Origin of the sequence: Bradyrhizobium sp. SUTN9-2 (assembly GCF_003122645.1) — a bacterium.
Taxonomy (GTDB): Bacteria; Pseudomonadota; Alphaproteobacteria; order Rhizobiales; family Xanthobacteraceae; genus Bradyrhizobium; species Bradyrhizobium yuanmingense.
In genome coordinates, this window is the sequence record NZ_LAXE01000001.1 from 1,900,224 (window position 1) to 1,922,547 (window position 22,324).

Consider the following 22,324-nt stretch of genomic DNA (forward strand, 5'->3'; position numbering starts at 1 on the left):
TGCGCAATTGCGCATCGTAGCTCGCGACTTCGTCGCGCCCCGGAATGACGGCTAGAAACAAAAAACGCCCCCGGTCTCCTCGGGAGCGTTTTCATCTCCAGCCTTGTGGCCGGCTCAATCCTTCTTGAGAAAGCCCGAAAACTTCTTCTGGAAGCGCGAGACGCGGCCGCCGCGGTCCATGATCTGGGCGGAGCCGCCGGTCCAGGCCGGGTGCGACTTCGGGTCGATGTCGAGGTTCAGCGTGTCGCCTTCCTTGCCCCAGGTCGAGCGGGTCAGGTACTCGGTTCCGTCGGTCATGACGACCTTAATCGTATGATAATTCGGGTGAATTTCGGCTTTCATGGCAATTCCTCGGCGCTCCGGCGCCTTCTTGGGTGGCTCGCGAATGACGGATTTGGGCGGCTCTATACCTCACGAAACCCCGCAAAACAAGCCATGCCCGCGCGCTGGACCGGGTTTGCCCCTAAGGGACTTCCCGGATTTGCCACTACTCCTGCACCGGCCTATTGGGAGCAGATCAATGCAACGGGTCGGATCTCATGAGCGCAGTGGAACGGCTGGATGACCACGATGTCGAACGGCCCGCAATGAACGCCGCGGACAATCCGATCGAGGCCGAGCTGATCGAAGCGCCGGCCAAGGGCCGCGCCAAGCTGCGGCCGCTGCTCGCGCTCGCGCCGTATGTGATCCGCTATCGCGGCCGGGCGGCGCTGGCCTTCGTCGCGCTCACGATCGCCGCGCTGACCACGCTGCTGGTGCCGGTCGCGGTGCGCCGGATGATCGATTTCGGCCTGACGCCCGAGGGCATCGAGCTGATCAACAGCTACTTCTCGGTGATGCTCGCGGTCGTCGCCGTGCTCGCGATCGCCAGCGCTGCGCGCTACTACCTCGTGATGAGCATCGGCGAACGCATCGTCGCCGATCTCCGGCGCGACGTCTTCGCCCATCTATTGTCGCTCTCTCCCGCCTTCTTCGATTCCGCCCGCAGCGGCGAATTGATCTCGCGCCTCACTGCCGACACCACCCAGCTGAAATCGGCGGTCGGTGCCTCCGTCTCGATCGCGCTGCGCAACCTGATGATGTTCCTCGGCGCGACGGCGATGATGGTGATCACCAGCCCGAAGCTGTCGGGCTTCGTGCTGCTGGCCATCCCTTTGATCGTGCTGCCGCTGGTGGCGTTCGGGCGCTGGGTGCGGCGCCTGTCGCGCAATGCGCAGGACACGCTCGCCGACGCCTCCGCCTATGCCGGCGAGCTGGTCGGCGCGATCCGCACCGTGCAGGCCTATACCAGCGAGCAATTTGCCGAGAAGCGTTTCGGCGGCGAGGTCGAGCAGGCCTATGAAGCCGCGCGCACCTCGACCCAGGCCCGCGCCGTGCTCACGGCGATCATCATCTTCATCGTGTTCGCAAGCGTGGTCGCCATCCTCTGGATCGGCTCGCATGACGTGCTCACCGGCGCGATCACGCCGGGCCGGCTCGGCCAGTTCGTTCTCTACGCCGTGTTCGCCGCAGCGGGCCTCGGCCAGCTCAGCGAGGTCTGGGGCGAGGTCTCGGCGGCGTCGGGCGCGGCCGAGCGCCTGTTCGAGATCCTCCACGTCAAGCCCGAGATCACCGCGCCTGCGACGCCGCTTGCGCTGCCGGTGCCGGCGCGCGGCGAGGTCGGCTTCGATCGGGTCAGCTTCGCCTATCCGGCGCGGTCCGACGTCAAGGTGCTCGACGCGGTGTCGTTCACCGTGCGCCCCGGCGAGAAGGTCGCGATCGTCGGTCCCTCCGGGGCCGGCAAGAGCACCATCTTTCATCTGCTGCTGCGCTTCTACGATCCGCGCAGCGGGACGATCTTGCTCGACGGCGTGCCGGTCAAGTCCGCCGACCCCGGCGATTTCCGCGCGCGCATCGCATTGGTGCCGCAGGAATCCGTGGTGTTCGCCGCGAGCGCCCGCGAGAACATCCGCTTCGGCCGGCCCGATGCGACCGATGCCGAGGTCGAGCGCGCCGCCGAGCTCGCCCATGCCGCCGAATTCATCCGCCGCCTGCCCGAAGGTTTCGAGACTGCGCTCGGCGAGCGCGGCGTGACGCTCTCCGGCGGCCAGCGCCAGCGCATCGCGATCGCGCGCGCCATCCTGCGCGACGCGCCGCTGTTGCTGCTGGACGAAGCCACCTCCGCGCTCGACGCCGAAAGCGAGACGCTGGTGCAGACCGCGCTGGAAGAGCTGATGCGCCACCGCACCACGCTCGTCATCGCCCATCGCCTCGCCACCGTGCTCTCCTGCGACCGCATCCTGGTGATGGACCAGGGCCGGATCGTCGAGCAGGGCACGCATGCCGAGCTCGTCGCGGCGAACGGGCTCTATGCGCGGCTGGCGCGGCTGCAGTTCGAGGGCGCGTAGACGCCTCATACGGCGGAAAGTACCGGGGACCTCACGCCTTCCACACCATCTTCAACACCGGCCGCCCCGAGGTCGGGTTCACGTCGTCGCCCGCATGGGCGAAGCCGTTGCGCTCGTAGAAGCGGATCGCGCGGGCATTGTCCTTGTTGACGAGCAGCGTGACGCCCGAGGGCGACAGCCGCTTGGCCTCGTCCACCAGCAGCCTTGCCGCGTCGGAGCCCCAATGCGCGGGATCGACGACGAGCTGGTCGAGATAGCCTTCGCCGTCGACGGTGACGAAACCGACCAGCGCGCCGCCCTGCTCCGCCACCACGATCTGGGCCTTCGGCACCAGATCCCTCAGCCAGCGCTCGCGCCACCATTCGAGCCGTGCGGCGAAGTCGATCTGCGGATAGGCCTGCTGCCAGGTGCGATGCCAGAGATCGATCGCGACGGCTTCGTCGTCGGGTCGGTAAAGGCGGAGGTGGAGCGCGCTCACTATCGCTCCGTCAGCTTCAGCTCGATGCGGCGATTGCGCTTGTAGGCCTCCTCGGTGTTGCCGGTATCGAGCGGCTGGAATTCGCCGAAGCCGGCCGCGACGAGGCGCTGGGCGGGCACGCCGAGCGAGACCAGATATTGCACCACTGAGATCGAGCGCGCCGCGGACAGGTCCCAGTTCGACCTGAAGTTCGCGCCGCTCACCGGCCGCACGTCGGTATGGCCGTCGACGCGCAGCACCCAGGGGATGTCGCTCGGGATCTTCTTGTCGAGCTCGATCAGCGCCGCTGCCAAGGTGTCGAGCTCGGCGCGGCCCTCGGGCAGCAGCACCGCTTGTCCCGTGTCGAAGAACACTTCGGACTGAAACACGAAGCGGTCGCCGACGATGCGGATGTCGGGGCGGTTGCCGAGGATGGCGCGCAGGCGGCCGAAGAATTCCGAGCGGTAGCGCGACAATTCCTGCACGCGCTGCGCCAGGGCGACGTTGAGGCGAGAGCCCAGGTCGGCGATGCGGTTCTGCGATTCCTTGTCGCGCTTCTCGGAGGCATCGAGCGCCTCCTCCAGCGCCGCCAATTGCCGGCGCAGCGCGCTGATCTGCTGGTTCAGCACCTCGATCTGCGCCAGCGCCCGCGCCGAAACCGCCTTCTCCGAGTCCAATGCCTTGCCGAGCTCGGCGGTCTTGCCTTGCGCATCGTTGCCGGCGGCAGCCAAGCCGTCATAGAGGCCCTTGATGCGGTCGCGCTCGGACTCGGCCGAGGCGAGCCCGGCTTTCAGCGACGAGACCTGGTCGTCGAGGGTGAGCTTGCCGAGCTTCTCCAGCGACAACAGCTCGTTGAGCTGGGCGATCTTGGCGTTGAGCTGCTCCAGCGCCTTGTCCTTGCCGGTGACCTCCTGCGACAGGAAGAACTGCACCACGAGGAATACCGACAGCAGGAACACGATCGACAGCACCAGCGTCGACAGCGCGTCGACGAAGCCGGGCCAGTAGTTGAGACCGCCTTCGCTGCGGCGGGCGCGGGCAAGGGCCATGTCATCCGTCTCCACTCTTGTGTCCCGGACGCGGTGCAGCGTGCAACGCTGCTGCGCAGAGCCGGGACCCATCTTGTCCCTGACGCTGGGCCCCGGCTCAGCGATGCATCATTTCATGCTGCGTCGCGTCCGGGGCACAACACCGTCTCAACTCTTCTCGGGCTGGCGCGCGATCCGCTCCAGCAGGCGGCGGATCTCGCGGTTCTGCTCGCCCTGGCCGTCGGCCCATTCGCGGATCATCTGCTGCTCGGTGCGCATGTGCGAGACCAGCGCCTGGATGGCTTCGGCAAGGCTCGCCATCGCCGCGGTGGTGCCGCGGCCGGCGCTGCCTTCCTCGAGCACGGACCGCAGCCGTTCGACCGCGGCCTGAAGCTCGCCGCTGGCGACGCCGCCGCCGGTCGCGACAGGCGCCTCGCCGTTGCCATATTCGCGCACGGTGGTGGCGAGCCAGTCTTCGAGATCGGTGTAGAAGCGGTTCTGCGCCTGGCTCGATTGCAGATCGAGGAAGCCGAGGATCAGCGAGCCGGCGAGGCCGAACAGCGAGCTGGAGAAGGAGATGCCCATGCCGCCGAGCGGAGCGGCGAGGCCTTCCTTCAGCGTGTCGAACAGCGCCCCGGAATCGCTCCCGACCTTGAGCCCGTCGATCACTTTGCCCACCGAGCCCACCGTCTCGATCAGGCCCCAGAAGGTGCCGAGCAGGCCGAGGAAGACCAAGAGGCCGGTCATGTAGCGGGAGATGTCGCGGGCCTCGTCCAGGCGGGTCGCGATCGAATCGAGCAGGTGCCGCATCGTGGTCTGGGTGATGGTCATCCGCCCCGAGCGCTCCCCGCCGAGGATCGCAGCCATCGGCGCCAGCAGCTTGGGGTGGCGGGCCGGCGCCAGGCCGGGATCGGCGACGCGGAAATTGTTGACCCAGGAGACTTCGGGATAGAGCCGGATGACCTGGCGGAAGGCCAGGATGATGCCGATGAACAGCACCCCCCCGATCAGGGCGTTGAGCCCGGGATTGGCGAAGAAGGCCTGGACGATCTGCTTGTAGAGCACCACGCTCACCAGCGTACACAGCACCAGGAAGACCAGCATCCGCACCAGGAAGACGCTGGGCGAGGACAGTTTGGTGTACTCGATGTCCATGGTGGATCGGGAAGTGCCAGACCGCATGCCGGTATCATCCGTTACGTAAAGCTTGCTTGCGGCGCGCACTATGGCACAGCGCCGGCCCAAAAAAAGCGCCGGATGCGCCGATTTCGGGGACAGCTCGGGGAACCCGGACCGGAAGCGGTGCTTTGATAAGCAGGTCTCTGCAGAAGTTCGCCATTCGGGGGGCGCATGAGCGTCGTTTCCGCGATCATCGGGACTGCCGAGCGTGTGCCGCTGCCGGACGTGGTGATCCGCGCCGCGATCCAGCGCCTATGCTCCCGCATGGCGACGCGCCTGTCCGGGCTGGGCCTCGGCGACGATGCCGCCTTCGCCGGGCGGATGATGCTGCGGCCGATCGCCGAGGGCGCGGCAGCGGGGCATGACGAGGTGCCCGCGGCCTTCTTCACCGACTTGCTCGGCCCCAAACGCAAATTCTCCTCCTGCTTCTACAAGACCGACGCGACCACCTTGCGGGAGGCGGAGGAGGAGGCGCTGCGCCAGACCGTCGAGCATGCCGGCCTGACCGACGGCCAGGCCATTCTGGAGCTTGGCTGTGGCTGGGGCTCGCTGTCGCTGTGGATGGCACGGCAATTTCCGCACGCGACGGTGACGGCGGTCGCGGCCTCGCAGGCGCAGCGCGCCTCCGTCGAGGAGGAGGCGCGGCGGCGCGGGCTGCTGAATCTGCGCGTGGTCACGGCCGACATGAACGTGTTCGCGCCCGATGGCCAGTTCGACCGCATCGTCTCGGTCGAGATGTTCGAGCGGATGAGCAACTGGCGCAAGCTGATGACGCGCGTGCGGTCATGGCTCGCGCCGGAGGGACGGTTCTTCATGCACGTCGTCACCCACCGGTCCGGCTCGCATCTGCCTGACCCGGCCGATCGCGACGACTGGATCGCGCAATACGTCTACACAGGCGGGCTGATGCCGAGCCATCACCTCGTCAGGCAGTTCGATGATATCTTTGCCATCGAGAAGGAATGGTGCTGGAGCGGCACGCACTACCAGCGCACCGCCAACGACTGGCTGGCCAATTTCGATGCCCATCGCGAGGCCATCGAAGCCTCCTTGCACGGGGTCCACGGCGAGGAGACCGCTCTCTGGATGCGTCGCTGGCGCTGGTTCCTGCTCGCGACCTCGGGCCTGTTCGGTTACGCCGACGGAACAGAATGGGGCGTCAGCCATTACCGGATGAAGGCCGCCGAGTAATTGCGATGTTCGGCCGCACACGCGGCGGTGGAACTTAGATTCACAATCAAGTTACACCGCAAAAGACTTCTGATTTCAACAGGATAAGCTGTGTGACAATGAGCCGCCTGCGCCATGCGTTGCATCGCAGCAGATGCATTCTATTTTGGCGGCATCAGCCGCGTGCAAAAGGTCCAGAACGGGCTTCGCGCGAGCATGATCAGTTTCAACAATCGGGGCATCCCACTTCATGTTTGGAATTCGAGCGCGATCGGCATGCGTTGCAATGATGCTCGCGGCCCTTGCGCCGCTGCTGGGTGCTTGCGAGGAATCCAGTTCCGCGGTGTCCGCCGCCCAGCCGCCTGCCCCTGACGTCAGCATCGTTATCGTCAAGCCGCAGCCGCGCGCCGTGGTGCGCGAGCTGCCGGGCCGCATCGCCCCGACCCGGGTCTCCGAAGTCCGGCCGCGCGTGTCCGGCATCGTGGTAGAGCGCCTGTTCCGCCAGGGCAGCGAGGTCAGGGCCGGCGATCCGCTCTACCGCATCGATCCGCGCCCGTTCGAGGTCGAGGTCATGGCCAACGAGGCCGCGCTGGCGAAGGCCGAAGCGGCATTGGCGCAGGCCAAGCAGCAGGCGCATCGTATCGCCACCCTGACCAGGGATCGCGCCGCGCCCGAAGCCGAGAACGAGAAGGCGATTGCGGCCGAACGCCAGGCCCATGCCGAGGTCGAGGGCCGCAAGGCCGAGCTCGCGCGGGCCAGGCTTAATCTCGACTACGCCACCGTGCGTGCGCCGATCGACGGCGTGGTCGGCGCGGCCCTCGTCAGCGAGGGCGCGCTCGCCGTGCAGAACGAGACCAATCTCGCCACCATCCAGCAGCTCGATCCGATCTATGCCGACTTTACCCAGTCGGTGACCGAGCTCAACCAGCTCCGCCGCGCCTTCGAGACCGGCGACCTCGATCGCATCGCCGCCGATGCCGCCAAGGTGCGCCTCGTGCTCGACGACAACACCATCTATTCGCTCGACGGCAAGCTGCTGTTCTCCGACGCCAAGGTCGACGCCCACACCGGGCAGGTGACGTTGCGCGGCGAGTTCCCCAATCCCAAGCGCGAGCTGCTCCCGGGCATGTATGTCCGGGTCCGCATCGACCAGGGTCTCGATTCCGATGCGATCGCGGTGCCGCAGCAGGCGATCCAGCGCAATGGCGGCGGCGGCAGCGAGGTGTTCGTCGTCAAGGACGACAATCACATCGCGGTGCAGCCGGTGCGCACCGGCTCGGTGCAGGACGGCCTCTGGTTCATCACCGAAGGCCTGAAGTCCGGCGACAAGGTCGTGGTCGAAGGCTTCCAGAAATTCGCGGCCGGCGACAAGGTCAAGCCGCAATCCTGGTCGGAGGCGGAAGCGACCGCAGACAACCGGCACGCTCAGCAGCTCACGCGGTAACGCTCCGCGCAGCAAGTGTCGTCCTTAACCTGAGGAGCCCGCTGCAAGCGGGCGTCTCGAAGGATGGCCGCGGGAGAGAGCCGGGCCTTCATGGTTCTCGCGGCGATGCGCGGCATCGTCCGGAGCGCGCGTTCCGCGCTCCTCACCATGAGGGTCTAACCGAACAACGAGGATAAAACGGCCAATGCCGAGTTTCTTCATCGACAGGCCGATCTTCGCCTGGGTGGTCGCGCTGTTCATCTGCTTGATCGGCGCGATCGCGGTGCCGCTGCTGCCGATCGCGCAATATCCGATCATCGCGCCGCCCTCGATCTCGGTCTCGACCAGCTATCCCGGCGCCTCGCCGGAAAACCTCTACAATAGCGTCACGCGACTGATCGAGGAGGAGCTCAACGGCGCCGCCAACATCCTCAATTTCGAATCGACCAGCGACTCGCTCGGCCAGGTCGAGATCATCGCCAATTTCCAGCCGGGCACCGACACCAGTGCCGCCTCGGTCGAGGTCCAGAACCGCATCAAGCGCGTCGAGGCGCGCCTGCCGCGCGCGGTGATGCAGCAGGGCATCCTGATCGAGGAAGCCTCGAGCGCAGTGCTGCAGATCATCACGCTGAACTCGACTGACGGCAGCCTGGATGAAGTCGGCCTCGGCGACTTCATGATCCGCAACGTGCTCGGCGAGATCCGCCGCATTCCCGGCGTCGGCCGCGCCACGCTGTACTCGACCGAGCGCTCGCTTCGTGTCTGGGTCGATCCGGCCAAGCTGGTCGGCTATGGCCTGACCGCCGACGACGTCAACAAGGCCATCACCGCGCAGAACGCGCAGGTCGCTTCCGGCAGCATCGGCGCCGAGCCGTCGACCTCGAACCAGCGCACCTCGGCACTGGTGCTGGTCAAGGGCCAGCTCTCCTCGCCCGACGAGTTCGGCGCCATCATCCTGCGTGCCAACGCCGACGGTTCGACCGTGCGCCTGCGCGATGTCGCGCGGATCGAGGTCGGCGGCCTCAGCTACCAGTTCAACACGCGCCTCGACGGCAAGCCGACGGCGGGCCTGTCGGTCCTGATGTCGCCAACCGGCAATGCGCTGGCGACCGCCAGCGCAGTCGAAGCGAAGATGAAGGAGCTGTCGCGCTTCTTCCCGGCCAACATCACCTACGAGATCCCCTACAACATCACCCCTGTGGTCGAGGCCTCGATCGAGAAGGTGCTGACGACGCTGGTCGAAGCTGTGGTGCTGGTGTTCGTGGTGATGTTCTTGTTCCTGCAGAACATCCGCTACACCATCATTCCGACCATCGTGGTCCCGGTGGCGCTGCTGGGCGCCTGCTCCACTCTGCTGCTCGCCGGCTATTCCATCAACATGCTCTCGATGTTCGGCATGGTGCTGGCGGTCGGCATCCTCGTCGACGACGCCATCGTCGTGGTCGAGAACGTCGAGCGGATCATGGCCGAGGAAGGCCTGCCGCCGAAGGAAGCGACGCGGAAAGCCATGTCGCAGATCACCGGCGCCATCATCGGCATCACGCTGGTGCTGATGGCGGTGTTCGTGCCGATGGCGTTCTTCCCGGGCTCGGTCGGCATTATCTACCGCCAGTTCTCCGTCACCATGGTCGCCGCGATCGGCTTCTCCGCCTTCCTGGCGCTGTCGTTGACGCCGGCGCTGTGCGCGACGCTGTTGAAGCCTGTGGCAAAGGGGCACGGTCATTCGACCAACTTCGTGTTCGGCTGGTTCAACCGCATGCTCGAAGGCGTCAAGGAACGCTATTCGCGCACCGTCGGCTTTTCGCTGAATCGCACCGGCCGCCTGATGCTGGTCTATGCCGCGCTGCTGGTCGGCCTGTCCTGGGCCTTCGTCAACCTGCCCGGCGGCTTCCTGCCCGTCGACGACCAGGGCTTCATCACCACCGACGTGCAGACGCCGTCGGATTCGTCCTATGCCCGCACCGAGGCCGTGATCGAGAAGGTCGAAAAATATCTCGCCGCGCGGCCGGGCGTCGACAACGTCACCTTCCTCACCGGCTTCAGCTTCTCCGGCCAGGGCATGAACACCGCCCAGGCCTTCATCACGCTGAAGGACTGGTCGGAGCGCGGGCCGAAGGACTCCGCTGCCGCGATCGTCAACGACGTCAACCGCGACCTGGGCTCGTCGATCCGCGACGCAAAAATCTCGGCGCTGCAGCCGCCGCCGATCGACAATCTCGGCAACTCGTCCGGCTTCTCGTTCCGCCTCCAGGACCGCGGCCAGAAGGGCTATCAGCAATTGATGCGCGCCGCCGACCAGCTGATCGCGGAGGCCAATGCCAGCCCGGTGCTGCAGAAGGTCTATATCGAAGGCCTGCCCGAGGCGGGCGTGGTCAATCTCATGATCGACCGCGAGAAGGCCGGCGCGTTCGGCGTCACCTTCGAGGACATCAACAACACCATTTCGACCAATCTCGGCTCGAACTACATCAACGACTTCCCGAACCGCGGCCGCATGCAGCGCGTCGTGGTGCAGGCGGACGCGCGCGACCGCATGCGGGCCGAGGACATCCTCAACTACAACGTCAAGAACAGCCGCGGCCAGCTGGTGCCGTTCTCGTCCTTCACCACGATCGAATGGGCGCGCGGCCCGACGCAGATCGCCGGCTTCAACTATTATCCGGCGGTGCGCATCTCCGGCGAGGCCAGGCCCGGCTTCACCTCGGGCGATGCCATCGCCGAGATGGAGCGGCTCGCCGACCGGTTGCCGCGCGGTTTCGGCTATGAATGGACCGGACAGTCGCTGCAGGAGAAGCTGTCGGGCTCGCAAGCGCCGTTCCTGCTCGCCCTGTCGGTGTTCGTGGTGTTCCTGTGCCTCGCCGCGCTCTACGAGAGCTGGACCATTCCGCTCGCGGTGCTGCTCACCGTGCCGCTCGGCATCGTCGGCGCGGTCACTGCCGCTATGCTGCGCGGCCTGCCCAACGACGTCTATTTCACCGTCGGCCTGATCACGATCATCGGCCTCGCCGCAAAGGACGCGATCCTGATCATCGAGTTCGCGAAAGATCTGCGGAAAGAAGGCAAGCCTCTGGTCGAAGCCACCATCGAAGCCTGCCGCCTGCGCTTCCGCCCCATTTTGATGACCGGCCTTGCCTTCATCTGCGGCGTGCTGCCGATGGCCATCGCCCACGGCGCCGGCGGCGCCAGCCAGCAGGCGCTCGGCAGCGTGGTGATGGGCGGCATGATTGCGGTGGTGATCCTGGCGCTGTTGATGGTGCCGGTGTTCTTCGTCTCGGTGCAGCGCGTGCTGGGCGGGGACAGGGAGCCGAACGCGGCGCGGGAAGCTGAAGCGCACGGCCGACCGGCGCGGGCGCACACCGGCCACTGATGCACCCCCGTCATTCCGGGGCGTGCGAAGCACGAGCCCGGAATCCAGCGGGCCACCATTGACGAGGATCAATGGATTCCGGGCTCGCGCCAAGAGGCGCGCCCCGGAATGACAGGGGAATGTGGAGCGCGAGCTTCCGCCTTAAGCCGGCTTCCGCAAGATCTTCACCAGCTCCCCGTGCACGTACTCATTCCCGCACACGACGTGCCCGGTGACCAGCGGGTCGCCCGGCGTTGCGATATCGCTGATGGTACCGCCGGCTTCGCGCACCATCAGCATACCGGCGGCGATGTCCCAGGATTGCAAATCGCGCTCCCAATACCCGTCGAGCCGGCCGGCGGCGACGAAGGCGAGATCGAGCGAGGCGGCGCCGAAACGGCGGAGGCCCGCGACGCGGTCCTGGATCGCCATCATTTCGCGGCGGAATTCCTCGTGGTCGCCGCGGCCGATATGGGGCAGGCCGCAGGCCACGACGCATTCGCTCAGCTGGCGGCGGCCGGCGACGCGCAGGCGCTGGTCGTTGAGGAAGGCGCCCTTGCCGCGCTCGGCGATGTAGAGCTCGTCATTGGCGGGGTTGTAGATCACGCCGGCGATCACGGTGCCCTCGCGCGCAAGCCCGATCGAGATCGCGAATTGCGGGATGCCGTGCAGGAAGTTGGTCGTGCCGTCCAGGGGATCGACGATCCAGGTGTGGCTCTTGTCGGTGCCTTCGCGCGTGCCGCCTTCCTCGCCGATGAAGCCGTAGCCGGGCCGGGCCTTGGCGAGGTCCTGGTAGAGGATCTCCTCGGCGCGCTTGTCGGCAAGCGAGACGAAATTGGCCGGTCCCTTCAGCGAGACCTGCAGATGCTCGATCTCGCCGAGATCGCGCTTGAGGCTGCGGCCGGCGCGGCGCGCCGCCTTGACCATGACGTTGATAGTGGCGGAATACAGCATATGCTTCTGGTCTTGATCGGGGAGAGGGGCGCGGAAACGCGCCTGTTTGGGGGACTGGGTGCCCCGTGAGGGGCCCCGCGTCAAGTCATTTGGACCCGAGCCACTTCCTGGCGGCGGCCTCGGCCTTGGCGCGGTCATCGGCCGGCAGATCGGAGAGCTGCTTGTCGAGCTCGGGGTCGCCCTTGCCGGCGGTCTTGGCCACCAGGTGCCATTTGAAGCCTTCGATCTTGTCCACGGGCGTGCCCACGCCGTTGATCAGCACCCAGGCCAGCCGGTTCTGCGCGATCGCGCTGCCCTGGCGGGAGGCCTTGCGCAGCAGGGCGACGGCGGCCGGCTGGTTCTTCGGCGTGCCGGTGCCGTTGAACATCGCGATGGCATATTCGACCTCGGCATCGACATTGTCGGCGATCGCGGCGGCCTGGAGCAGCCGCACCGCGCGTTCGGGGTCCTTCGGCACACCGGTGCCTTCCTTGTAGAAGGTCGCGAGCGCGTATTGCGCTTCGGGCAGGCCTGCATCGGCGGCTTGGCGCAGCAGTTCCGCCGAACGCCGGACGTCCTGCGGCAGCGTCTGGCCGTCCAAATAGAGCAGGGCGAGGTTATAGGCCGCCTTGGGCTCGCCGAGCTTGGCGGCGGAGGCCATCAGCCTGACCGCCTCGCTTTTGTCGACCGGGCCGCCGCGGCCGGAGATGCGCAGCATGGCGAGCGCGAACATCGCCTCGCGATCGCCGGCATCGGCGGCGCGCTTGTACCATTCGGCCGCCTTGGCGTAATCGCGCCTTATGCCCATGGCATTGGAATAGAGCTCGCCGAGCATGGTCATCGCCTTGGCATCGCCGGCTTGAGCGCGCACCGTGGCGAGCTCGAACGCGGTCTTGTATTGGCCGCGCTGATAGGCGCCGAACACAAGGTCGACGTTGGGATCGTCGGACGGCGGCGCGGGGATCACGGTTGCCGGCTTGGGCGAAGCGGACGGCTTGGGAGATGCCGTAGGCTTCGGCGCCGGTGCTGCCTCCTTCTTCTTGGCAGGCGCGGGCGGCTTTGGCTTCTGCTTCTCTGCCGGTGCGCTCGGCGTCGTCGCCGGCGGGGTGATCTGCAGCTGCGCGGCCGCGGGCACTGTCAGCAGCAGCGTGGCGAGCATGGTGATGCACGGGAGCTTCATGTCGGGCGCTAGCCGTGCTCCTGGCCCGCAGGATCTTGGCTCGCAGGATCTTGGCCGGCCAGTGCCGTCGCATGAGCCTTCTTGATCGCGGCATCGACCTCGATCAGGGCGGCCTTGGGCCCGCGCGGATCGGCCCAGATGAAGTCGCCGACCAGCACGAAATCGGCGCCGCTGGCGGCGAAATCGTAGGCCTCGTCCAGCGTGGTGGCAAAGCCGACGCAGGGCGGCTCGAACAGCTCGGCCCACCACTCGAGCCGCTCGGCGATCGCCTGCGCCGACGGCCGCTGGCCTTTCGCATCGGGCTCGCCGAACAGCACGTAATCCGCGCCCATCTCGCCGGCATCCATGGAATGGTGCCGCGTCGTCAGCCCGCCGACACCGGCGATGCGATCTGGCTTGAGCGACGGCAGCGCCTCCTTCAGCGCGGCGATGCCGGGCAGGTGCGCGCCGTCGGCGCCGCCGCGCGCGACGATGTCGGCATGGCCGTCGACGAGGAGTGCCGCGCCCGCCTTCTGCACCGGCGGCGCCAAGGCCTTGACGCGCGAGATCATGCCGCGCTGATTGGTCTCCTTCAGCCGCAGCAGCACGGCGGCGACGTCGGCGGACGCGATCAGCCCCGGCAGCTCGGCGACCAACGTCGCGGGATCATCGACGACGGGTGTCGCGAGATAGAGGCGCGGCGCCGGGCGCGGCGGAGGCGGTTTGTTCGACAAGGTCTAGGCTGCCTTCTGTTCCAGGCTGCTTTGCCATTCGCCCTTGGAGGCGAGGCCGTTCATGCGGGCGCGATGACTGAAGGCGCGCTGGCCGGCCGCGACGTTCTCAGGCTTGCCCGACCAGGCCTTCTGCGGCGCGGCCTGCAGCGCGCGGCCGTAGGAGAAGGTCAGGCCCCAGGGCAGCGGACCGAGCTTGTGCATGGCGTTGAGATGCGCGGTCGCCTCTTCGTCCGACTGGCCGCCGGAGAGGAAGGCGATGCCGGGCACCGCCGCCGGCACGCAGGCCTTCAGCAGCCGTATCGTCTTCTCCGCGACCTCCTCGACCGAGGCCTGCTTTGCGCATTTCTTGCCGGCGATTGCCATGTTCGGCTTCAGCACCATGCCTTCCAGCGCCACGCGCTGCACGCGCAATTCCTGGAAGGTCTTGTTGAGCACGCGTTGTGTCACCTCATAGCAGCGCTCGATGTCGTGGTCGCCGTCCATCAGCACCTCCGGCTCGACGATCGGCACGATCTGCGCGGCCTGGCACAGCGCGGCATAGCGCGCCAGCGCGTGGGCGTTGACGCTGATCGCGGTCATCGAGGGGATGCCGCTGCCGATGTCGATCACCGCGCGCCATTTGGCAAAGCGTGCGCCGCGCTCGTAATATTTCTGTAGGCGCTCGGCGAGCTTGTCGAGCCCGACCGTGACCAACTCTCCCGGGCACATCGGTAAGCCTCGCGTGCCCTCGTCGACCTTGATTCCGGGAATGGCGCCGGCCTGCTCGATCAGCTTGACCAGCGGCGTGCCGTCCTTGGCATTCTGCCAGATCGTCTCGTCATAGAGGATCACGCCGGAGATGTACTGGCTCATGGCGTCCTTGGCGCGAAACAGCATTTCGCGATAGTCGCGGCGGTTCTCTTCGGTCGATTCCACGCCGATGGCGTCGAAGCGCTTCTTGATGGTGCCGGAGGATTCGTCGGCGGCAAGGATGCCCTTGCCCGGCGCGACCATGGCGGTCGCGATCTTGTTGAGCTCAGTCAGATTCATCGAGAGGTCCTCCCAAAACGATTCTGCCCTTGCCCGGGAAAATAGACCGTTCTCGGGCAATTGCCGAGTTATCGTTCGTCGCAGGGTAAAGGGTCTTTCTGTCATTCCGGGATGCGCCGAAAGGCGCAGGCCCGGAATCCATAACCCCAGGCTGTGGTTATGGATTCCGGGCCCACGCTTCGCGTGTCCCGGAATGACGGGAGGATGTGACGGAGGCCTTAGGCGACCCGGGGATCGAGCTCGCCCTTGGCGTAGCGCTTGGCCATCTCGGCGGTGGTCAGCACCTTCTTGATCTTGGAGGCCTGGCCTGCGGTGTTGAACTCCTGCAGGCGCTGCTTGCACAGCTTGGTCATCGCCTCCATCGCCGGCTTCAGGTACTTGCGCGGATCGAACTCTTCCGGGTTGTCCTTCAGAACTTTCCGGATCTGGCCGGTCATCGCCATGCGGTTGTCGGTGTCGATGTTGATCTTGCGCACGCCGTTCTTGATGCCGCGCTGGATCTCGGCCACCGGCACGCCCCAGGTCGGCTTCATCGTGCCGCCATAGGCGTTGATGATGTCCTGCAGGTCCTGCGGCACCGAGGAGGAGCCGTGCATGACGAGATGCGTGTTCGGCAGCTTGCGGTGGATCTCCTCGATCACGTTCATGGCGAGGATGTCGCCGTCGGGCTTGCGGGTGAATTTGTAAGCGCCGTGCGAGGTGCCCATCGCGATCGCGAGCGCGTCGACCTTGGTTTCCTGGACGAACTTCACGGCCTCGTCCGGATTGGTCAGGAGCTGGTCGTGGCTAAGCTTGCCTTCGGCGCCGTGGCCGTCTTCCTTGTCGCCCATGCCGGTCTCGAGCGAGCCGAGCACCCCGAGCTCGCCCTCGACCGAGATGCCGCCGAGATGGGCCATGTCGGTGACGGTCTTGGTGACGCCGACATTGTAGCCCCAGTCGCCGGGGGTCTTGCCGTCGGCCTTGAGCGAGCCGTCCATCATCACCGAGGTGAAGCCGGCCTGGATCGCGGTCATGCAGGTCGCCGGCTCGTTGCCGTGGTCGAGATGAACGCAGACCGGAATGTGCGGATAGATCTCGGTCACCGCGTCCATCATGTGCTTGAGCATGACGTCGTTGGCGTAGGAGCGCGCGCCGCGCGAGGCCTGGATGATGACGGGCGCGTCGACCTGGTTGGCCGCATCCATGATGGCCAGCGCCTGCTCCATGTTGTTGATGTTGAAGGCCGGTACGCCGTAATCGTTCTCCGCCGCGTGGTCGAGCAATTGACGTAACGTGATCCGAGCCATCTGTCTTTGTCTCCCGTTGGGGCCTCAAAGGCCGCTTGATTACTTGCTACGCAGAACTTCAACGCCGGGCAGGGGCTTGCCTTCCATCCATTCAAGGAACGCGCCACCGGCGGTCGACACATAGGTGAAGTCACCGGCCACATGGGCCTGGTTGAGCGCCGCGACGGTGTCGCCGCCGCCCGCGATCGAGATCAGCTTCTTGGCCTTGGTGCGCTCGGCGGCGTGCTTGGCGGCCGCGACCGTGCCGCGGTCGAACGGCTGCATCTCGAATGCGCCCAGGGGGCCGTTCCAGACCAGCGTCGCCGCATCGTCGATCGCGGCATGGACGCGCGCGATCGATTGCGGGCCGACGTCGAGGATCATGCCGTCGGCCGGGATCGCATCGAGTCCATAGGCATGCGACGGCGCGTTGGCGGCGAAGTGATAGGCGACGGTGGCGTCGACCGGGAGGATGATGGCGCAATTGGCGGCTTCCGCCTTCTCCATGATGCGCAGCGCGGTGGGGCTAAGATCCTTCTCGGCCAGCGACTTGCCGACCGCAACGCCCTGCGCGTGCAGGAAGGTGTTGGCCATGCCGCCGCCGATCACGAGCGCGTCGACCTTGGTGACGAGGTTTTCCAACAGGTCGATCTTGGTCGAGACCTTGGCGCCGCCGATGATGGCGATCACGGGCTTGCTCGGCGAGCCCAGCGCCTTCTCCAGCGCGTCCAGCTCGGCCTGCATGGTGCGGCCGGCATAGGCCGGCAGCTTGTGGCCGAGACCTTCGGTCGAGGCGTGGGCGCGGTGCGCGGCCGAGAACGCGTCATTGACCCAGATGTCGCCGAGCTTCGCGAGTTCCGCGACGAAGGCGGGATCGTTCTTTTCTTCCTCTTTGTGGAAGCGGGTGTTTTCCAGGCACAGGATGTCGCCATCCTTCAGGCCGGCGACCGCCTTGGCCGCGGGCTCGCCGATGCAATCCTCGGCAAACGCGACGGGCTTCTTCACCACCTTCGCCAGCGCCTCCGCGACGGGCTTGAGCGAGTCCTTGGCGTCGCGTCCCTTCGGCCGGCCGAAATGCGCGAGCAGGATGACCTTGCCGCCCTTGTCGGCGAGCTCGGTGATGGTCGGCGCCACGCGCTCGAGCCGGGTGGCGTCGGTGACGCGCCCGCTCTCCATGGGCACGTTGAGGTCGACGCGCAGCAGCACGCGCTTGCCCTTCACGTCGACGTCGTCGAGGGTGCGGAATTTAGCGGGCATCGTTCATCATCCGTGCGTCGGAGTGTCGGAATCGGGGGGAGGCGAATGGCCGTGGTCGCCGCTCCCTCCACCGTCTTTCGGAGACTTCACTGCGAGGCCCCGGCGAAATCCGTACGCGATCAACGCGATCAACAGTATGACGCCAGGGATGCCAATCCAGTGAGGAAGCACCTTGGCTTCCCTCAGATCACCTTCGCCATCGCGGCGGCGGTGTCCGCCATGCGGTTCGAAAAGCCCCACTCGTTGTCGTACCAGGACATCACGCGCACCAGCGTGCCGTTCTGCACCTTGGTCTGGTCCTCGTGGAAGGTCGAGGAGTGCGGGTCGTGGTTGAAGTCGATCGAGACGTTCGGCGCATTGGTGTAGCCGAGGATGCCCTTGAGCTGCTGCTCGCTGGCGCGCTTCATCGCCGCGTTGATCTCCTTGGCGTCGGTGGCGCGCTTGGCGACGATCTTGAGGTCGACGACCGAGACGTTCGGGGTCGGCACGCGGATCGCGACGCCGTCGAGCTTGCCCTTCAGCTCGGGCAGCACGAGGCCGATCGCCTTCGCAGCACCCGTCGAGGTCGGGATCATCGACATCGCCGCCGCGCGGCCGCGGTAGAGATCCTTGTGCATCGTGTCGAGCGTCGGCTGGTCGCCGGTATAGGCGTGGATCGTGGTCATGAAGCCGGTCTCGATGCCGACGAGATCGTTCAGCACCTTGGCAACCGGCGCAAGGCAGTTGGTGGTGCAGCTGCCGTTGGAGACGACGAGGTGATCCTTGGTCAGCGTGTCGTGGTTGACGCCGTAGACGATGGTGGCGTCGGCGCCGTCGGCGGGCGCGGAGACCAGCACGCGCTTGGCGCCGGCGGTCAGATGCGCGCTAGCCTTGTCCTTCGAGGTGAAGATGCCGGTGCATTCCATCGCAATGTCGACGCCGAGATCCTTCCAGGGCAGCTTCGAGGGATCGCGCTCGGCGGTGACCTTGATCTTGCCGTTGCCGAGGCTGATGGAGTCGCCGTCGACGGTGACGGTGCCGGGAAAGCGGCCATGGACGCTGTCGAAGCGGAGGAGATGAGCGTTGGTCTCGACCGGGCCGAGGTCGTTGATGCCGACGACCTCGATGTCCTTGCGGCCGGACTCGGCGATAGCCCGCAGGATGTTGCGGCCGATGCGGCCAAAACCGTTAATTCCGACGCGGACTGCCATGTTTCGTCTCCTTCAATGACCGTTGTCATCCCGCACAACGCGCTATACGCGCCTGCGAGGGTTTTTTAGGGGCGGACGCCCGGTTCGGCCGGGCGGTGCTTGATCATATGGGAGATTAGGTAGTCCTTTTTTGCGGCAAGCTCAACTCTCAGGAAACGCGCTTCAGCACAGCGTTAACCGCGGCCTCGGCGGTAATGCCGAAATGCTTGTAAAGCTCCTTGGCAGGGCCGCTTTCGCCGAACGAATGCATGCCGATGAATTCGCCATCCTGGCCAATCACGGCGTCCCAGCCCCAGCGCACGGCGGCCTCGATCGCGATCTTCACCGGCGCGTTGCCGATGATGGCGGCGCGCTTGGCCTCTGGTTGCGCTAACAACAGCTCCAGCGAGGGAACGGAGACAACGCGCGAAGCGACGCCGCGTTCCGCCAATTGTTTCTGGGCCGCGACCGCGATCTCGACCTCCGAGCCCGAGGCGAACAGCGTCGCCTTGGCTTCGCCCTGGGCGGCGACCAACTCGTAGGCACCAGCCGCGCACGGATTGTCGTTCGGTGCGGTGGTCCGCAGCTGCGGCAGGTTCTGCCGCGTCAGTGCCAGCACGGTCGGGCCATCGACGCGGTTGAGCGCGAGCTCCCAGCACTCGGCGACCTCGATGGCATCGCAGGGACGGAACACGCGCATGTTGGGAATGGCTCTGAGCGCTGCGAGATGCTCGACCGGCTGATGGGTCGGGCCGTCTTCGCCGAGGCCAATCGAGTCATGAGTCATGACGTAGACGACGCCGGCGCCCATCAGCGCGGCAAGGCGCATCGCCGGACGCGCATAATCGGTGAAGACGAGGAAGGTCGCGCCGTTCGGCGCGAAACCGCCGTGCAGGAAAATGCCGTTCATCGCGGCCGCCATGCCGTGCTCGCGGATGCCGTAATGGATGAAGCGGCCCTTCGGCGTCTTGGCCGAGAAGGCGGTCGCCGACTTCGCCTTGTTGTTGTTGGAGCCGGTGAGGTCGGCCGAGCCTGCCAGGAATTCCATCGGCATGGCGCCGGCGATGACTTCGATCACCGCTTCCGACGACTTGCGGGTGGCCGCGGTCATCGGCTTTTCCAGCAGCTCCTTCTTGTAGGCGCGGACGGCCTTGGCGAGCGAAGCAGGACGCTCGTGACGCAGGCGGCGCTCGAACTCGGCGCGCTTGCGGCTGCCGAGCTCACCGAGCCGCGCTTCCCATTCCTGGCGTGCCGCGGCGCCTCGGCTGCCGGCCGCGCGCCATGCCTTCAGCACGTCGTCGGCGACCGCGAACGGCTCGAGCGAAATGCCGAGATTTTCCTTGGCAGCCTTGAGCTCGTCGGCGCCGAGCGCTTCGCCGTGCACCTTCGAGGTGCCTTGCTTGTGCGGCGCGCCGAAGCCGATCGTGGTGCGGCAGGCGATCAGCGTCGGCTTGCTGGATTTCTTCGCGCGCGTGATCGCGTCGGCGATCGCGGCCTGGTCGTGGCCGTCGATCTTCTCGGCCGCCCAGCCCGCCGACTTGAAGCGCTTCACCTGGTCGACGGAATCGGAGATCGAGGTCGGGCCGTCGATCGAGATGCCGTTGTCGTCGTAGAGCACGATCAGCTTGTTGAGCTTCCAGTGGCCGGCCATCGCGATCGCTTCCTGCGACACGCCTTCCATCAGGTCGCCGTCGGAGGCGAGCACATAGGTGTGGTGGTCGACGATCTTCTTGCCGAATTCGGCGGCGAGCATCTTTTCGGCCAGCGCCATGCCGACCGCAGTCGAGATGCCCTGGCCGAGCGGGCCGGTGGTGGTCTCGATGCCATTGGTGCGGAAGTTCTCGGGGTGGCCGGGGGTCAGCGAGTCGACCTGGCGGAACTGCTTGATCTGGTCCAGCGTCATCTCGGCATTGCCGGTCAAATACAGCAGCGAATAGAGCAGCATCGAGCCGTGGCCGGCCGAGAGCACGAAGCGGTCGCGGTCCGGCCAGGCGGGCGCGGCGGCATCGAATTTCAGGAACTGCGTGAACAGCACGGTGGCGATGTCGGCGGCGCCCATCGGCAGGCCGGGATGGCCCGATTTCGCCTTCTCGACAGCGTCCATCGAAAGGCCGCGGATCGCGTTGGCCATACGGGTGTGATCGACCTGCGTCATGTCTGAAATCCGTCTGAAATGAAGCGCTTGGCGATGGTTGCCCGCGCGGGGAGAAGCCTGGCGGCCACTGAAGGTTGGCGCTGGGATAGCACCTCGGTTCCGGGAGTCCAAGGCAATCGAACGCCGGTTTGGCGGCAAAAGTTGCCTGTGTGGACATCGGTTTTCCGCCGGGATCGCGCCGGGCGGAAGCGACGCAGCGACACGTCGTCCCGATTGAACAGTGCATAGTTTTGCGGCGGCGTTGCGCTTGGCTAGCTTGCTTTGTAAATTTCTGCTTCTAACCGCTTGCCGAACCGAGTCTTTTGCCGGACGGCAAGCTCCAGGGAAAGGCCACTGGGCAAAGGCCGCCAGGTTCCGCCGCTGACTGCATGAACGATCGCGTATCCAACAGTTCCGCCATGACGGAGTCGTCCGCCGTCGAGATCGAGATTGCGACCCGCAGACTCATGGCGGCGCTCGATGCGCTCGAAAGTGCGGTGGAGCGGCGTCGCGATGCCGATCGCGACGAGAACGAGCTTGCGGCGCGCATCCAGGCGCTCGGCGCGGATCGCTCGCGTCTTGCCGACGAGCTCGACGGCGCGCTGGTGAAGGCACGCAAGCTCGAGCGCACCAATCGCGAGATTTCCGACCGGCTGGATTCCGCGATCGTCACGATACGCTCGGTGCTCGATACCGGAGAGGACGGATGAGCCACATCAACGTCACCATCAACGGCCGGCAATATCGCATGGCCTGCGAGGAGGGCCAGGAGGTGCGGCTGCTCAAGCTCGCCGAGACGCTGGAGACGCGCATCCAGTCGCTGCGCGGAAAATTCGGCGAGATCGGCGATGCGCGCCTCACCGTCATGGCTGCGCTCACCGTGTGCGATGAGCTGATCGACACCACCAACCGCGTCCGCACCCTTGAGCAGGAATTGACCGAGCTCAGGGATTTCCGCAATGCCGCCGTCGAGCGCGCCAGGATGACGCAGACCGCGGTGGTCAACGCGCTGAACGCCGCCGCCGAGCGCATCGAGAAATCGACCCAGGTCCTGAACCGGACGGTGGGGAACGGCATCGCGATCGGCTGAAGCTCGATAGGAGCCGTGCCCTTACCCTCCCCTGGGGGGCCCTGGAGGGGGAGGGTCGATCGCGCGTAGCGCGAGCGGGTGGGGTGATCTCTCCACACGAACAGTGCCCGTGGGGAGAGATCACCCCACCCCGTCTCACATTTCGCTGCGCTCCATGTGAGCCGACCCACGGGCGAGCTTCGCTCGTCCCGGACCCCTCCAGGGGAGGGTAAGAAAGCGCGCAGCGGAAGCCGCACTCTCGTCGCACTGGCGATTCGTCAGTACAGTTGTTACATTGCCTGCGCGAGGCTGCGACGTGCGTCAGGAGCCATATATCCCCGGGGCCTTATCGATCCTTTAGGGAACTGTCCCTGGCCGGGCCCGTGGGCTCGGACATATGGTGCCCACCTACTTTCGTAGGGAACTCCGGGATCGAGTGCTTCAACGGCGTTCGCGGCTTCGCACTTTCGTTTGCTTCGTTTGTGCTTGTTGAAACGACTGCGGCCAATTCAACAGGTGTCATTCCCCGCGAAGGCGGGGAATCCAGTACGCCGCGGCCCTTGTGTGAATCACCACCGCCTCTGG

General features: G+C 66.1%; 18 protein-coding genes and 1 other RNA gene. 7 read left to right on the forward strand and 12 right to left on the reverse strand.

Annotated elements, in window-relative coordinates; genetic code table 11:
* Positions 1 to 114 precede the first annotated feature (114 nt).
* The gene (gene rpmE / locus XF30_RS08955; protein WP_027573780.1) at positions 115 to 342 is read right to left on the reverse strand and encodes a 50S ribosomal protein L31; all 228 of its coding nucleotides are present in this window, start codon (positions 340 to 342) and stop codon (positions 115 to 117) included.
* A gap of 197 nt (positions 343 to 539) precedes the next feature.
* Here rpmE and XF30_RS08960 point away from each other — a divergent pair, with 197 nt between their 5' ends.
* Positions 540 to 2,387 carry an ABC transporter ATP-binding protein/permease gene (locus XF30_RS08960; RefSeq protein WP_109142452.1) on the forward strand — a complete coding sequence of 616 codons (1,848 nt, stop codon included), beginning with the start codon at positions 540 to 542 and terminating at the stop codon, positions 2,385 to 2,387.
* Between the two features lie 31 nt (positions 2,388 to 2,418).
* On the opposite strand, the gene XF30_RS08965 is transcribed toward XF30_RS08960, so the two are convergent.
* From XF30_RS08965 to XF30_RS08975, 3 genes are all read right to left on the reverse strand, one after another.
* On the reverse strand, positions 2,419 to 2,865 hold the full coding sequence (locus tag XF30_RS08965; RefSeq protein WP_109142453.1) for a GNAT family N-acetyltransferase: 447 nt from the start codon (positions 2,863 to 2,865) through the stop codon (positions 2,419 to 2,421).
* A complete protein-coding gene (locus XF30_RS08970; protein WP_036021776.1) occupies positions 2,865 to 3,893 on the reverse strand; it encodes a peptidoglycan -binding protein in 1,029 nt (342 codons plus the stop codon). Before XF30_RS08970 ends, XF30_RS08965 begins: the two co-directional genes overlap by 1 nt.
* 147 nt (positions 3,894 to 4,040) lie before the next feature.
* Complete coding sequence (locus XF30_RS08975) at positions 4,041 to 5,054, reverse strand: hypothetical protein (protein WP_036021706.1); 1,014 nt, start codon at positions 5,052 to 5,054, stop codon at positions 4,041 to 4,043.
* Positions 5,055 to 5,222: 168 nt separating this feature from the next.
* On the opposite strand from XF30_RS08975, the gene XF30_RS08980 reads away from it, so the two are divergent.
* From XF30_RS08980 to XF30_RS08990, 3 genes are all read left to right on the forward strand, one after another.
* The gene (locus XF30_RS08980) at positions 5,223 to 6,242 is read left to right on the forward strand and encodes an SAM-dependent methyltransferase (RefSeq protein ID WP_109142454.1); all 1,020 of its coding nucleotides are present in this window, start codon (positions 5,223 to 5,225) and stop codon (positions 6,240 to 6,242) included.
* A gap of 229 nt (positions 6,243 to 6,471) precedes the next feature.
* Positions 6,472 to 7,665: an efflux RND transporter periplasmic adaptor subunit gene (locus XF30_RS08985; protein WP_085968706.1), complete on the forward strand. Its 1,194-nt coding sequence runs from the start codon at positions 6,472 to 6,474 to the stop codon at positions 7,663 to 7,665.
* A 184-nt stretch (positions 7,666 to 7,849) separates the two neighbouring features.
* The gene (locus XF30_RS08990) at positions 7,850 to 11,011 is read left to right on the forward strand and encodes a multidrug efflux RND transporter permease subunit (RefSeq protein ID WP_109142455.1); all 3,162 of its coding nucleotides are present in this window, start codon (positions 7,850 to 7,852) and stop codon (positions 11,009 to 11,011) included.
* A 141-nt stretch (positions 11,012 to 11,152) separates the two neighbouring features.
* Here the strand turns inward: XF30_RS08990 and XF30_RS08995 are convergent, their stop codons facing one another.
* From XF30_RS08995 to tkt, 8 genes are all read right to left on the reverse strand, one after another.
* Complete coding sequence (locus XF30_RS08995; RefSeq protein ID WP_109142456.1) at positions 11,153 to 11,944, reverse strand: inositol monophosphatase family protein; 792 nt, start codon at positions 11,942 to 11,944, stop codon at positions 11,153 to 11,155.
* 85 nt (positions 11,945 to 12,029) lie between these two features.
* The gene (locus XF30_RS09000; RefSeq protein ID WP_035998306.1) at positions 12,030 to 13,103 is read right to left on the reverse strand and encodes a tetratricopeptide repeat protein; all 1,074 of its coding nucleotides are present in this window, start codon (positions 13,101 to 13,103) and stop codon (positions 12,030 to 12,032) included.
* 8 nt (positions 13,104 to 13,111) lie between these two features.
* Positions 13,112 to 13,816 (reverse strand): thiamine phosphate synthase, encoded by a 705-nt coding sequence (locus XF30_RS09005; RefSeq protein ID WP_109142457.1) that lies wholly within the window; start codon positions 13,814 to 13,816, stop codon positions 13,112 to 13,114.
* A gap of 3 nt (positions 13,817 to 13,819) precedes the next feature.
* Positions 13,820 to 14,845 (reverse strand): class I fructose-bisphosphate aldolase, encoded by a 1,026-nt coding sequence (locus tag XF30_RS09010; protein WP_109142458.1) that lies wholly within the window; start codon positions 14,843 to 14,845, stop codon positions 13,820 to 13,822.
* Positions 14,846 to 15,063: 218 nt separating this feature from the next.
* Positions 15,064 to 16,131, reverse strand: coding sequence for a class II fructose-bisphosphate aldolase (gene fba, locus XF30_RS09015; protein WP_109142459.1), 1,068 nt, complete (start codon positions 16,129 to 16,131; stop codon positions 15,064 to 15,066).
* A 39-nt stretch (positions 16,132 to 16,170) separates the two neighbouring features.
* The gene (locus XF30_RS09020) at positions 16,171 to 17,367 is read right to left on the reverse strand and encodes a phosphoglycerate kinase (protein ID WP_109142460.1); all 1,197 of its coding nucleotides are present in this window, start codon (positions 17,365 to 17,367) and stop codon (positions 16,171 to 16,173) included.
* 182 nt (positions 17,368 to 17,549) lie between these two features.
* Positions 17,550 to 18,557, reverse strand: coding sequence for a type I glyceraldehyde-3-phosphate dehydrogenase (gene gap / locus XF30_RS09025; RefSeq protein WP_035998321.1), 1,008 nt, complete (start codon positions 18,555 to 18,557; stop codon positions 17,550 to 17,552).
* A gap of 148 nt (positions 18,558 to 18,705) precedes the next feature.
* The gene (gene tkt, locus XF30_RS09030) at positions 18,706 to 20,691 is read right to left on the reverse strand and encodes a transketolase (RefSeq protein WP_109142461.1); all 1,986 of its coding nucleotides are present in this window, start codon (positions 20,689 to 20,691) and stop codon (positions 18,706 to 18,708) included.
* A 368-nt stretch (positions 20,692 to 21,059) separates the two neighbouring features.
* On the opposite strand from tkt, the gene XF30_RS09035 reads away from it, so the two are divergent.
* The 3 genes from XF30_RS09035 to ssrS all read left to right on the forward strand — a co-directional run bounded on the left by XF30_RS09035 (position 21,060) and on the right by ssrS (position 22,203).
* Positions 21,060 to 21,380, forward strand: a complete 321-nt coding sequence (locus tag XF30_RS09035) for a DUF4164 domain-containing protein (protein WP_020608063.1) — start codon at positions 21,060 to 21,062, stop codon at positions 21,378 to 21,380.
* Positions 21,377 to 21,760, forward strand: coding sequence for a cell division protein ZapA (locus tag XF30_RS09040; RefSeq protein ID WP_035998340.1), 384 nt, complete (start codon positions 21,377 to 21,379; stop codon positions 21,758 to 21,760). The genes XF30_RS09035 and XF30_RS09040 overlap by 4 nt, the downstream gene beginning before the upstream one ends.
* A gap of 282 nt (positions 21,761 to 22,042) precedes the next feature.
* Positions 22,043 to 22,203, forward strand: a non-coding RNA gene (ssrS, locus tag XF30_RS09045) — 6S RNA.
* Positions 22,204 to 22,324: the final 121 nt, after the last annotated feature.